Source organism: Pleionea sp. WD8-19 (assembly GCF_055326765.1).
In genome coordinates, this window is the sequence record NZ_JBUZOU010000006.1 from 225,436 (window position 1) to 238,372 (window position 12,937).

12 protein-coding genes are annotated in these 12,937 nt (G+C 40.8%); 8 read left to right on the top strand and 4 right to left on the bottom strand.

Annotated elements, in window-relative coordinates; genetic code table 11:
* Nucleotides 1-125: 125 nt before the first annotated feature.
* The 4 genes from asnB to ACTUJY_RS09880 all read right to left on the bottom strand — a co-directional run bounded on the left by asnB (nt 126) and on the right by ACTUJY_RS09880 (nt 5,246).
* Entirely contained in the window at nt 126-2,135 is a 2,010-nt protein-coding gene (gene asnB, locus ACTUJY_RS09865; protein WP_463615916.1) for an asparagine synthase (glutamine-hydrolyzing), read from the bottom strand.
* Between the two features lie 47 nt (nt 2,136-2,182).
* On the bottom strand, nt 2,183-3,250 hold the full coding sequence (locus ACTUJY_RS09870; RefSeq protein ID WP_463615917.1) for an aspartate/ornithine carbamoyltransferase family protein: 1,068 nt from the start codon (nt 3,248-3,250) through the stop codon (nt 2,183-2,185).
* A gap of 129 nt (nt 3,251-3,379) precedes the next feature.
* On the bottom strand, nt 3,380-4,801 hold the full coding sequence (locus tag ACTUJY_RS09875) for a sodium:solute symporter family protein (RefSeq protein ID WP_463615918.1): 1,422 nt from the start codon (nt 4,799-4,801) through the stop codon (nt 3,380-3,382).
* 4 nt (nt 4,802-4,805) lie between these two features.
* Complete coding sequence (locus ACTUJY_RS09880; RefSeq protein WP_463615919.1) at nt 4,806-5,246, bottom strand: hypothetical protein; 441 nt, start codon at nt 5,244-5,246, stop codon at nt 4,806-4,808.
* Between the two features lie 300 nt (nt 5,247-5,546).
* Here ACTUJY_RS09880 and ACTUJY_RS09885 point away from each other — a divergent pair, with 300 nt between their 5' ends.
* From ACTUJY_RS09885 to ACTUJY_RS09920, 8 genes are all read left to right on the top strand, one after another.
* Nucleotides 5,547-6,458: a hypothetical protein gene (locus tag ACTUJY_RS09885; protein WP_463615920.1), complete on the top strand. Its 912-nt coding sequence runs from the start codon at nt 5,547-5,549 to the stop codon at nt 6,456-6,458.
* 101 nt (nt 6,459-6,559) lie between these two features.
* Complete coding sequence (locus ACTUJY_RS09890; RefSeq protein WP_463615921.1) at nt 6,560-6,973, top strand: type II secretion system protein GspG; 414 nt, start codon at nt 6,560-6,562, stop codon at nt 6,971-6,973.
* A 363-nt stretch (nt 6,974-7,336) separates the two neighbouring features.
* Nucleotides 7,337-7,894 (top strand): hypothetical protein, encoded by a 558-nt coding sequence (locus ACTUJY_RS09895; protein WP_463615922.1) that lies wholly within the window; start codon nt 7,337-7,339, stop codon nt 7,892-7,894.
* Nucleotides 7,895-7,974: 80 nt separating this feature from the next.
* Complete coding sequence (locus ACTUJY_RS09900) at nt 7,975-9,372, top strand: c-type cytochrome (protein ID WP_463615923.1); 1,398 nt, start codon at nt 7,975-7,977, stop codon at nt 9,370-9,372.
* Complete coding sequence (ctaD, locus tag ACTUJY_RS09905) at nt 9,373-11,127, top strand: cytochrome c oxidase subunit I (RefSeq protein WP_463615924.1); 1,755 nt, start codon at nt 9,373-9,375, stop codon at nt 11,125-11,127. It abuts the gene before it with no gap.
* Nucleotides 11,124-11,804: a cytochrome c oxidase subunit 3 gene (locus ACTUJY_RS09910; RefSeq protein WP_463615925.1), complete on the top strand. Its 681-nt coding sequence runs from the start codon at nt 11,124-11,126 to the stop codon at nt 11,802-11,804. The genes ctaD and ACTUJY_RS09910 overlap by 4 nt, the downstream gene beginning before the upstream one ends.
* Before the next feature lie 9 nt (nt 11,805-11,813).
* The gene (locus ACTUJY_RS09915; protein WP_463615926.1) at nt 11,814-12,500 is read left to right on the top strand and encodes a heme-copper oxidase subunit III family protein; all 687 of its coding nucleotides are present in this window, start codon (nt 11,814-11,816) and stop codon (nt 12,498-12,500) included.
* Between the two features lie 10 nt (nt 12,501-12,510).
* Nucleotides 12,511-12,864, top strand: coding sequence for a cytochrome C oxidase subunit IV family protein (locus tag ACTUJY_RS09920; RefSeq protein WP_463615927.1), 354 nt, complete (start codon nt 12,511-12,513; stop codon nt 12,862-12,864).
* Nucleotides 12,865-12,937 lie beyond the last annotated feature (73 nt).

The window sequence follows — 12,937 nt, forward strand, 5'->3', positions numbered from 1 at the left end:
ATTAATCACCATAATCGAATGCTCTTTCAGGCCTATTATTTCAGCGCTAATCGGTTTCTGTAAGAGCACAGTTAAAATTTGCTGTAACGATTACTTAAATCATAATGAATAATCTCAATATAATATTAAACATGCCAGCCCAGTTCATCCGCTTTTTGGCGAGCCTGAGCGGGTAGGTCAGCCTTTATAAACTTTTCGTACATGATTTGAATGCCAACCACGTGATTGATCATTGCATCCATCTGTACGCGATCGTGATGTTGCCCTAGATCAGCTTGATTACTTATCATTGCTTTCACGGCGTCGGCATCGAGTAACCCGGTGGTTGCAATCTTATCGGGCGATGCATATTCATTAAACAATTTCATCAAGGCGCGCCATTTGCTTTCATCGCGATGAGCAGGCGGTGCCATAAAGGCAAATTTTTGACGTTTATAGAGCGTTTCTGGCAGTAATCCTTTCATCGCTTCTTTGAGTACGTATTTTTCAACAGGACCTTTAATACGTAGCTGTGGAGGCACTCGAGTTGCAAACTCCGCCAAGTGATGATCAAGAAAAGCAGGGCGTGCTTCCATAGAGTTCGCCATGTCGACGCGATCACCACCCCAGGTCAATATTTGCCCTTCAAGCATGGTTTTGATCCAAACGTATTGAGCTTTATCCAGCGGGTGACGACCTTGAAGCATCGATAAATCAAATGTATCGGCAATCGCAGCACCCGGATCGTATTCATTGAGTTTTTGTTTATATTCTGGGTGCAATAATCGTTGTGCAATGGAGTCGCAGTGCAGCCAAGGTTGTAAACAGGTTGGCGTAAAGCCGACAAAATTGGATATTGCCGCAGAGTTGTATTCCTCTTTCGGTAACATGGCACCTTTAAATAATTGATTATTTTGCTCCAGTGACGATTTCCAGATTTTTTTCTGGTTTAAATCCAGATCGGAAAGACCATACAAAAACATATCATTTCGAAAAGAGGGGTAGCCAGCAAAAAGTTCATCAGAACCTTCACCGGTTAACACCACTTTATAGTTAACTCGATTTACTTCTTGGCTCATTAATAATTTGGCGACACCCAATGTATTGTAAATTGTACGTTCGGTGTGCCAGATAGTACGTTCAAAATTTTGATATAGCTGTTCCGCTGACAAACTTAACACGTGTTGATCTGCCCCGACTTTATCGGCCATCTCTTTCGCAATAGGTGTTTCGTCGTAATCCTTATCATCAAAGCCAATCGTAAACGCCTTTACGGGATCTTGACTCAATGCTTGCGATAAACCCAAAATCGAACAGGAATCGATGCCGCCCGATAGATAAGCACCCACTGGCACATCGGCTTCTAAACGCAGCTGAACGGCTTCGAGCAGTTTTTCTCTTACTAACTCAATGTAATAATCTTCATCAGGATTAATATCGTGCTCTTCTGCATGAGGAAAATTGATGTCCCAGTATTTGTGCTCTTCAATTTTTAAACCGTTGCGATTGCGGGAAATTTTTACAACATGTCCAGGTTTTACTTGATGTATTCCTTTAAATGCCGTTGTTCCTGGCACCATCACTTGAATCAGTTGATGAAATAAACCTTCTTCATCGATTTCGCGCTTTACATGAGGGTGCGCAAACAACACTTTCAACTCTGAACCAAACACAACACCTTGTTCTGTTTGTGCCCAATAGAGTGGTTTGATACCAAAGCGATCACGGACCAGGTAAAGCGAGTCATCTTGTTTATCAAATAGTGCAAATGCGAATTCACCTCTTAGTTGTCCCAAGGTTTTTTCCAAGCCATATCGAGGAAACAGGTGTAATATTATTTCACTATCACTTTTGGTTTGAAATTGAGCGCCATCAGCTGTTAACTGTGCGCGTATCCGTTGATAATCGTAAAGTTCGCCATTCTTTGTCAGCATTAAGCGATCATCGTCAGTTCGAAAAGGTTGGCGACCTCGATTTTGATGTAAGTCAATAATTGAAAGGCGTGCATGACTAAATCCAACCCCTTTTTCTGGGATTACTTCATAACCATAACCATCCGGACCGCGGTGATATTGTATCGCCGCCATATTCACTAAAACTTGAGGGTCAACCGGATGACCGGGGTCGCGGTGAAACACACCCGCAATTCCACACATAGGAAACTCCTATTCATTAAATGCTTTTAATGGGACGTTGCAAAAATTTACACAACATCCATAACACGTTCTGTTCGTTCGCACATGCAGGTTAGCAGCGCCATACGTAAAAAGACCGCACCTCTTGCCTGCGAGAAATACCAGTTATGGCTGGTTTCATCCAGATCGGTTGAGAGCTCGTCGCCTCTCGCCAATGGGTGCAAAATAATAGCGTCTTTTTTCAAAGGTGAACTTTTACTTAACTCGAAGCGTTCGCCAAAAGACTTAAAGGAGTCGCCTACCCATGCAATGGCGTTAATGTAAACGATATCTAAGTCGGGCAAAGACGCATTTAATTCATTGCTTTCACGAATGTTTAAGCCGCTTTCAACGAGTTGTTCTTTTTGACCGGGATCAAATACCGTTTTACGTGACCCGTCGTGAATGATGACCACTTCTTCACAAATTTCCGGGAAAATGGCCAGTAACTTTAAAAGACTGCGAACGGTTCGCATTTGATTAGGAATACCGATAATTCCAATTTTGATTTTTTTTACATCAGTAAAGTTACTGGAAATAAAATCCGGTCGCCATTTAAAAATGGTGTATAAGTCAGCGAGCGCTTGTGTCGGATGTTCATCTATTCCATTTCCTGCATTAATAATCGGTATTCTTAAGCTCGACATCATTTCTTTTACTGAGTTTTCGTTAATGTCTCGCAGCACCACGCAGTCGCCGTAGTTATTAAACATTTCACCGACATCAGCGAGCGACTCACCTTTGGCAATTCCAGTGGTTGAGCGATCGGTAATTGACATAATATCACCGCCAAGTCGATGCCACGCACTTTCAAAGGAGAGACGAGTACGCGTACTGGGCTCGTAAAAAGCGCTGATTAATATTTTACCTTGTAAAGGTGTGCGGAATCGATCCGGGTTACTTTCGTATTTTGCAGAAAGCCGAAACAGTTGGAGAAGTTCATTGCGACCAAACTGATCAGACGAAATGATATGGCGGACTGACAGTTTCTTAAGGTGCTCTCCATCTTCTTGAATCGCTTTTAATAGAGCTTTAGGGTGAGCATCACCGTATACGTCTAATTTTTCGCGTGAAAACGAAATTTCTTCTTCGGTCATAGTGGCTACCATAATTGGTCCTTTCTCTTATCGATAACTGCCAAAATAATTAATACGATGGGCGAAAATACGGTAATCGCCATGGCCAGATAAATGATAAATTCAAATAAACTAAAACTTATGAGCATATTATTGATTCATCTTTTGCAGATGCTCCCATTGATAATCTTGATCTTTTACAGCGAGCCCAATCGCAGTGATCAATAGTGAAACGCCGCAGGAAGTCAGTGCTGCGACGTAAAAGCCAATTTCGAAATAAGCAATCAACCCGCAAAGCGTACCGAATAACATGGCACTGCCCGCAAATTCACCGGTAAGCCGTCGGCCATAAAGCCCAAAAACAATCGGCCAAATTGTGCTCGCAACAAATGCTCCGGTAAAGTTTAGCAAAGCGCCGAGTGTTGTGACTTTGGGTAAACAAAGAAGCCAGGTTACAATTCCAAGTGATAAAATAGACACTTTACTGATTGCCAGCAACTTATCATTATCGGCCGTTTGGTTAAATATTCCTTTATAGATGTCTTTAGTGATCAAATCGCTGGTTGCTGCTAATAACGAATCAAGGCTTGAAGCCAGGGCCGCAAACACAATAATAAAAATAAAAATGGCCCCGACACTTCCCAGTAATTTAGCGGCAACTAAAGGACCGATCATGTCAGGGCTAGGAGGAAAAATATTCAAGTGAATAGCGGATAACGCGACAAATCCAGTAACGATGGGTATTGGTAACCAGAGTAAACCGGAGAGTAAATAAGCACGTTTGCCTATATTGGCTTTAAAGGCGAAAGCGCGTGACCACCACACATTGGAATGGAAAATTTCACCAATTCCAAAAAAGATATTGTTGAATAAAAACATTATTGCAGCAGGAAATAATAAATTTAAAAGTTGTGGACTTTCTGCTGAAACAGAAGTGTAGATATTGTCGAGCCCGACATCACGTATGCAAATGTACCCTATGGTGAGCACACCGACTAAAATGATCAGTGTTTGTACATAATCGGTTGCTATTACCGCTCTGAGTCCTCCGAGTAATGTATAAAGCACACAAATGACAAGAATGGTTGTCATTCCGGTAAAGTAGCTGATATCACTCAGTGACGACAATAAAATGCCACCCGCCATGCCCAAGCTGACCAGCCAGCCCATGGCATAACACAAGGAAACAATGAGAAAAATGATCCAGGCAAAAGTTCCGTAACGCACCTTAATGAAGTCGCCACAGGTGTAGCCTTTGGGCATTAACGTTTTAATACGCTTGGCTAGCGGAGCAAATAAGATTAAACCCAATGCCGCCATTGAGTAACCGATCATGCCCCAAACGCCGAATTGATACGTTAATTGAGGAGCGACCAAAGTGGTGTTACTGGTGATCCAGGTAGCCATTGCGGTTGCCGAAGCAAATGCAAAACCCACATTGCGTCCCGCAAGCATGAAGTCATCAAGAGAGCGGTTCCTCCTGCCTAACCACCATCCAAAAAATACCCAGAACAATCCGAATATCACCAATACTGTTAATGCCCATTGAATGGGTATTACCTGGTAATCCATAACATCAGGACTCCGTGTGGTTTCGTTTGGTAAAGAAAATGAGAGTTGTGATTAAGAGTAAAAACAAAACCAGTCCAATAGTAAATAGGGCCAAGGCATCACCCAGATCGCGGTGCGCAACCGTAACTTGAGCTGAATTGCTGGAGAGTTTTTTTGTTCTATCAAGAAGACGGAAGTAATAGTCACCGTTGTCAAAGCCGCTAAGCGACAACTGATTAAGATCACTGACAAGATATTCCCGTTGTACGGGTTCAAATTGACGGTTTAATGACAATTGCAAAACATTTTTATGATTTGTGCTCAAATTATTAAAATGCAGGGTGAAGTAGCCTTCGTTCGACAACTGTGAAGCAGGTGAAAGCTCCAGCTCTGCGGCTGGAATTGGGCAAGTTGCGCTTAAAATGAGTATATATACGAGAAGTTTTGACGTTAATTGAGACTTCATTGAGTCTTGTCGATTGGTTTAAATAAACGGTTATCCTAATGAATAAATAGTTTGAGGTCAAATTATAGTTCTCTGAGATGAAATATTGAGGTCGAATTATTGTATAAATTACAGGAAGTTAGCTGCACATCTTGAGATTTTATTTAAGCGAATAATGATGCATTACCTTAAGTGTGTGTTAAGCGTTTTGCCCTTGTTTCGATTTTATTAAGCGTTGAGTTAAACAAGCAAAACACCCCTTTTTGCATTAAACTCCTCAAAACCGGTAAAAAGAAAAAATCGTAATTTAGGAAACTTAGAATGTTATTGGATATTTTGGGACTTATTCTCGCTTTTAGTACCGTTATGATGTTATTTGGATTAATCGTGACCATGATGGTTCATTTTATTCAGCATATTGGGAAATGGAGGTCGCAACTTATCGAGCAATCGTTAACCGGCCTAGCCGATCGATTGAGCAGTGAAGCTAAAAGACTAACGGATTATGTTGAACCATCAAATATTGGTGAGTTTGGTGAAAAGTTTCAGGCGCTCCTAAATCCGGTTTTTATTCACAACAAAAACTCTTATTGGTACAAAATATTTGGTGATTTTAAACACACCAATGTCTCGCAAAAACAACTTGCAAACAGCATCGATGATTTTTTCACCGAACAAAAAGACGATGTTAAAAAGCAGCTCAATCAATTGCTCGATCGTTACTTTACGCCGTTCGAAAATGAAATGACCATTCGTTTTGCAAGACGCACCCATTTTTGGTCGTTTGCGATCGCGACTGTCATCGTATTATTGTTTCAAATTAACAGCTTCGATTTATTGAAAAAAATCAATACAGACAAAGCGTATCAGCAGTCGTTAATTCAGTTTTCAGAGCAACTTCAAAAGTCCGGGAATGACTTTTGTCTGCAAGAAGACTTCTCTCGAGTGAAAGATAGGCAGCTAAAAGAATGGTCGGATTGCCAGCGTAAACTGCTAACCACCGCCGAGTCGTTTAACTTTAAAGTGTTACCTTACGGACTGCATTATTATGTTGTAGGAGAAGAAACCAAAAGTAATAACGCTTGGTCGTTTTGGTCGATGATCAGTGCTTGGATTGGGATGTTGATTTCGGCAATATTGATTTCTTTAGGTGGGCCTTTTTGGTTTAATCGCATTAAAGAACTGCTGGAGCTTAAAAAGCGGTTGAGCGGAAAGGGGAGCTCTGCAAATTAAAATTCATAGAGTTAATTAAATTTGAAAAGTTAATTGAGGGTTATTTCTCAAGAAATAATAAACAGATAATTGAGTTATTTGAAATCCGGCTGGTAAATTTAATGAACATCGCATTATATTGTATCAAATTGATAGTAGGGCTGTTAGCGTTATTAGGCGTGATTTTTATTTGGTATATTATTAGTCGTGATATGCACGGGAAGTGCGATAAAACGATGAAAGTTTCAATCGATTTTGAAGTGTTATCGAAATCATTAAAGCAGTATAAATCGGATACAGGCGTGTTTCCAACAATGGAACAAGGACTTGATATTCTCGTTAGAAACCAACCTCATCTTAGCTATCCAGATAATTACCCCGAAGATGGATACTTGATTAAGTCTTTAAAAGATCCTTTGGGTGAAGAATATACGTATTGGGTGTTGCCGAGCTCTGGTGATGAAGTATTGGTTTGTTCCCGTTTTGTTGAAGAGTTATTGGGTTTTATGCCTTGCCGAGTCATTACGGGTGACTAATCTTGATTTTAATTGGACGGACTGATTATTCATATTGAAGCGTTGAGTAGGTGCAAAATATCTCGCAAAGATGATGCGGTTTTATATATCACCTATCAGAATCAAAAAATCCACCAAAAGACTAAAAACTAATAAAAAGCCTTTTCTTCAATCCTTTCATTAATAATTCAAAACAATCACCAAAACTTTATCTATAATCATAAAGAATAAAATAGTGCCCAAAATTTGATCTATTAGGGCCATGTGATACTTTAAAAGTATGGCCTGTAAACTTTGCGGTTTCCAACCTGGAACAGTGAGTTAACGTTGTCGTATCCATCTTGGAAGCGAGTTTATAGAAACACGCAACTAGGAGAAAGAGAGATGAAATGCCTTTATTTTCTTTCACCAACGCTGGGTAGCTGCAAACAGGTGACCGATGACTTACACGATGTAGGTGTCGATGATTGGTATTTGCACGTCATCAGCAAAGATGAAGCCGGGCTTACGCAACAACACATTCACTCCAGCAATTACATCGAAACATTAGACTTAATGAGGTCGACCACAGCAGGTGGTTTAATTGGGTTTGGAATTTCTCTATTAATCGTCGCTTTTACCGCTTTCTTTGACACCTTTGGTACTAACCCGCCAACCGTTGTTTATCTGGTGATCATTGTTTTGACCACGCTGTTCGGGATTTGGGAAGGTGGGTTATACGGTGTTGATACTGAAAATAAAAAGCTAGAACCTTTTCATAAAGATATTGAAGCAGGTAAATACCTGATTTTGATCTACGCCGATAAGAATAAAACCGATGCCATTAAGAAAATGATGAAAGAGCGACACCCTGAGTCTGAGTTGGCCGGTGAAGATCGTCATTATATAAATCCGTTCTCAAAGGTGAATCGAATTCAACATCGGAAAAATGCATCGGCCTAGTCAGGTTTTTAAGCAGTACCATTAAGTTAAACGCTTTCATTAAGCAACAAGATTGTTGACAATAAAGGGATGCTTTTATCATGGCACTGGTCTATGTGTTATTTCTGCTAATACTGGTCACTGTTATTTTTCATTTGATCAGTCCATGGTGGTTTACACCCATTGCATCTAACTGGAGTACCATCGACGATACGGTTGACATCACTTTTTGGGTGACCGGCATTGTATTTGTTGCAGTCAACTTTTTCGTTGCATATTCGATTTATAAGTTTCGCTATAAAAAAGATCGTCGGGCTCAATATCAACCAGAAAACAAAAAGCTGGAATCTTGGTTAACCATTGTCACTACGTTAGGTGTTGCTGCGATGCTCGCACCAGGCTTATTTGTGTGGGCAAAATTCATAGAAGTTCCTGACAACGCAAGCGAATTTGAAGTGCTTGGCCAGCAGTGGCATTGGCGCTATCGATTTCCTGGAAAGGACGGTAAATTAGGCAAAGTGGAGGCTCAATTTATTGGACCGGATAATCCATTTGGTATTCATCCTAAAGACATTAATGGTCAAGATGACGTATTAATTTTCAGTAATGAACTTCACTTACCGATTAATCAACCTGTAAAGGCATTATTACGTTCTATCGATGTCTTACACAATTTCGCCGTACCGCAATTTCGAGTAAAAATGGATTTGGTTCCAGGAATGGTCACTTACGTTTGGTTCACACCAACGGAAATAGGCAGTTACGAAGTATTGTGTGAAGAGCTTTGCGGGTTGGCGCATCATACTATGCGCGGTAAAGTGATCGTTGAAGACGAAGAAAGCTTTAATAATTGGTTAGCATCTCAACCCACTTTGGCACAATTTCAATCAAAGGTAATAGGTGATCCCGAACGCGGTAAGGCTTTATATGCAGTGTGCGCTGCTTGTCATGGGGCTCAAGGTGAAGGCAATCGGGCGCTGAATGCACCGGGATTGTCTGGCTTTCATTCATCTTATTTACGTCGTCAAATTCATTACTTTAAAAATGGCGTTCGAGGCTCGAACGAAAATGATATTTATGGGCGACAAATGGCACCTATGGCTGCGGTAATTGCTAATGATGAAGCGTTAGAACATTTGTTGGCCTATATCAATACATTTCCAGATAATTTGTCTGAAAGTACTATCAAGGGAGATGTGGAACGCGGTAAACGTTTTTATCGCACTTGCGCAAGTTGCCATGGTAAACACGGCGAAGGTAATTTTGCGCTTAATGCTCCAATGTTAACTGGGCAAGCCGATTGGTATTTGAAACGACAAATCGAAAACTTTAAACAGGGTATTCGTGGCAGCCATAAGGACGACAAATACGGCACACAAATGATTTTGATGGCAAAAATATTAAAAGATGAGCAATCCGTTAATGACGTCGTTGCTTATATCAATGACTTAAACAGTGGTAAAAATCTAAAAGAAGAACAAAGTAAAGGGAGTGACTGAATGAACCATATTGCTATTGCCGATCAAACGCATGAATTACATGAACCAACGAGCTTCATAACGCGTTACATTTGGAGTCAGGACCATAAAGTCATAGCGGTTCAATATACAATTACGGCAATAGCAGTTGGGCTGGTTGCACTGGTACTTTCATTGCTAATGCGTTTACAACTGGGCTTTCCTGATAGCTTTTCTTTCATCGACCCTGAATCTTATTATCAATTCGTAACCATGCACGGAATGATTATGGTTATCTATTTGTTAACAGCATTGTTACTGGGTGGCTTTGGAAACTATCTCATTCCATTAATGGTGGGCGCGAGAGATATGGTTTTTCCCTACATGAATATGCTCAGCTATTGGGTGTATTTATTGTCGGTTTTGGTATTGCTCGCCAGCTTTTTTGTGTCAGGAGGGCCAACCGGTGCTGGTTGGACTTTGTATCCTCCACAGGCAATTTTGGAAGGCACACCGGGAGCGGATGGTGGCATTATTTTAATGTTGGTATCGTTAGCTATTTTTATTGTCGCTTTTACTATGGGGGGCCTAAATTACGTCACGACGGTATTACAAGCGCGAGCGCAAGGTATGACCTTAATGCGAATGCCGTTGTCGGTTTGGGGAATATTCATCGCAACCATTTTAGGACTTTTTGCTTTCCCAGCGTTATTTGTGAGCGCTGTCATGATGCTAATGGACAAATTACTCGGTACCAGCTTTTTTATGCCCGCTATTTTATCAATGGGTGAGCAATTAGACCATTCGGGTGGTAGTCCTATTTTATTTCAACATTTATTTTGGTTCTTTGGTCACCCCGAAGTCTATATTGTTGCATTACCCGCTTTTGGAATTGTATCCGACATATTAAGTACTCATGCCCGGAAAAACATTTTCGGGTATCGAATGATGGTTTGGGCCATTGTTATTATCGGCGGCCTGAGCTTCATTGTTTGGGCGCATCATATGTATGTCAGTGGAATGAATCCGTATTTTGGCTTTTTCTTTGCCACCACAACATTAATTATTGCGGTCCCAACCGCCATTAAAGTGTACAACTGGGTTTTAACGTTATGGCAAGGTAACATTCGATTAACGGTACCCATGCTTTTTGCAATCGGTTTTATATTTACGTTTACACACGGTGGACTCACTGGACTCTTCCTAGGAAATGTTGTCGTCGACTTACCGCTTTCCGATACTTACTTTGTTGTGGGGCACTTTCATATGGTGATGGGTGTTTCACCCATTATGGTAATTTTTGCGGCAGTGTATCACTGGTTTCCAAAAGTGACTGGAAGAATGTTAAACACTGCACTTGGTAAATTGCATTTTTGGGTAACTTTTTTAGGAACTTATGCGATTTATTTACCCATGCATTATCTAGGTTTTCTTGGCGTGCCACGTCGGTATTACGCAATGGGTGATACAGAGTTCATTCCTGAGTCGGCACAAGGACTGAATGCTGGCATTACGGTTTCAGCTATTATCGTTGGTTTTGCACAGTTGTTTTTTATTATTAACTTAATTTGGAGTTTACGAAAGGGCGAGAAGTCAGACGGCAATCCTTGGCAAGCCACTTCGCTAGAGTGGCAAACGCCACATAATCCACCGATACACGGAAATTGGGGACCTGAACTGCCTAAGGTTTATCGTTGGGCATACGATTACAGCGTACCAGGTGTAGAAACCGATTTTATTCCTCAAAATGTGCCAAACGATAAAGTAAAACGTATGGAAAAAGGTGCTGGATCATGACGCTGTTTAAAGCCCTCGGCGAAAAACCTTGGCTAACATCATTGAGCCCAGTGGACGAGACACCAAGCGATGTTTCTATGAAAATGAGCGCTGAACAGTTGGCGCTGCGTGTATTAATGGTCGTGATTACCATATTATTTTTCTTGTTTATCATTACCTTTATTTCAAGGACGCAACTGGGCGATTTTGAAGCCATGGCGGGCGAACCTTGGTTACCACTCGATAACCCACAGCTACTTTGGATAAATACGGGTATTCTAATGCTGAGTAGCATGAGTTTGCACTTGGCTATGCTCAGCAGCCGTAAGGTCAAAACGACGCAGACAATCGTGGGCATTGTATCGGGTGTTTTATTTTCACTGGTGTTTTTACTTGGGCAATATCAGGTTTGGCTCGATCTAATGACTCAAGGTTATTTTGTTTATTCCAATCCGGCGAATAGCTATTTTTATTTGTTCACAGCGGTGCATGGTTTTCATATTGTTGGCGGTTTAATTGCGATGTTTCTTGTGATTAAAAAACTATGGAAGAAGCAAGATGTTGTTTGCGTTATTCCCAGTTTACAACTCTGCACCCATTATTGGCATTTTCTGTTGTTAGTTTGGTTAGGTTTGTTTGCATTATTAACCAGCTCAGCAGAAACTTTTAATGTGATCGCAAAACTTTGTGGCTTTTGAGGCTGAATCATGAATTCTGACAATACCAGTCAAAGTGCTACTAAAACCGCTTCGCGGGGGTGGCAAAGTGTAAGTGACGACTGGGCCCAAGACAAACAAACCTTTGATATGCCTTGGGGTAAAATCATGATGTGGATATTTCTGTTAAGCGACACATTTGTTTTTAGTGTGTTTTTAACCGGATACATGAATGTGCGAATGTCGACAACGGAACCTTGGCCCAACACAAGCGAAGTGTTTGCTTTAACCATTGCAGGTGAGTCCATTCCACTCATTTTAATTGCAATTATGACCTTTGTATTAATTACGAGCAGCGGCACTATGGCAATGGGGGTGAATTACGCGTATCGAAAAAATAAACAACGAACGTTTCAATTTATGTTGGTTACGGCAATTTTAGGTGCCGTTTTTGTCGGTATGCAAGTATTTGAGTGGGCCAAATTGATTTCAGAAGGCTTTCGCCCTTGGGGCAATCCGGAAGGGGCTGCGCAATTTGGTTCCAGCTTTTTTATGATTACGGGTTTTCACGGTATGCATGTATCCATTGGTGTGATTTACCTGCTAATAGTAGCCAACCGCGTACGCAAAGGCTTATACGATGAAAAGGGTTTTGCCATTGTTGAGATTGCTGGTTTGTATTGGCACTTTGTCGATTTAGTTTGGGTGTTTATATTCGCACTGTTTTATCTTTGGTGAGGTGTTAGAAATGGCAACAAGTGACAAAATATCTGAACAAACTGTCAAAAGCGAATCGCATGGGCAACTGCATCCTATTTCCGTTTACTTAAAAATTTGGTTGCTATTATTCATTCTTTCAACCTTATCTTACATGGTTGATTACTTTCAGCTGGAAAGTTACTTGCGATGGTCGTTAATTTTGATTTTTATGATTTTAAAAGCTGGCTTAATTGTTGCAGTATTCATGCATTTAGTCTGGGAAAAGCTGGCGGTAATTTACACTATTCTGGTTCCTCCTTTGGCTATTTTAGTACTTATTGCCATTATGGCGGTAGAAGGAGGCTACGTTCATTTAGTCCGACAGATATTTTACTTTTTATAGGAAGCAGTCTGCCGCTTTTTAGAGCTGTATCGCGAACACGCTGCGGTTAATAAAACAAAAGAAAGTGGTGCTA

Bases quoted from the DNA above. Each gene is read 5' to 3' on its own strand.
- asnB (WP_463615916.1), bottom strand. From the start codon at position 2,135: ATGTGTGGAATTGCGGGTGTGTTTCACCGCGACCCCGGTCATCCGGTT.
- ACTUJY_RS09870 (WP_463615917.1), bottom strand. From the start codon at position 3,250: ATGACCGAAGAAGAAATTTCGTTTTCACGCGAAAAATTAGACGTATAC.
- ACTUJY_RS09875 (WP_463615918.1), bottom strand. From the start codon at position 4,801: ATGGATTACCAGGTAATACCCATTCAATGGGCATTAACAGTATTGGTG.
- ACTUJY_RS09880 (WP_463615919.1), bottom strand. From the start codon at position 5,246: ATGAAGTCTCAATTAACGTCAAAACTTCTCGTATATATACTCATTTTA.
- ACTUJY_RS09885 (WP_463615920.1), top strand. From the start codon at position 5,547: ATGTTATTGGATATTTTGGGACTTATTCTCGCTTTTAGTACCGTTATG.
- ACTUJY_RS09890 (WP_463615921.1), top strand. From the start codon at position 6,560: ATGAACATCGCATTATATTGTATCAAATTGATAGTAGGGCTGTTAGCG.
- ACTUJY_RS09895 (WP_463615922.1), top strand. From the start codon at position 7,337: ATGAAATGCCTTTATTTTCTTTCACCAACGCTGGGTAGCTGCAAACAG.
- ACTUJY_RS09900 (WP_463615923.1), top strand. From the start codon at position 7,975: ATGGCACTGGTCTATGTGTTATTTCTGCTAATACTGGTCACTGTTATT.
- ctaD (WP_463615924.1), top strand. From the start codon at position 9,373: ATGAACCATATTGCTATTGCCGATCAAACGCATGAATTACATGAACCA.
- ACTUJY_RS09910 (WP_463615925.1), top strand. From the start codon at position 11,124: ATGACGCTGTTTAAAGCCCTCGGCGAAAAACCTTGGCTAACATCATTG.
- ACTUJY_RS09915 (WP_463615926.1), top strand. From the start codon at position 11,814: ATGAATTCTGACAATACCAGTCAAAGTGCTACTAAAACCGCTTCGCGG.
- ACTUJY_RS09920 (WP_463615927.1), top strand. From the start codon at position 12,511: ATGGCAACAAGTGACAAAATATCTGAACAAACTGTCAAAAGCGAATCG.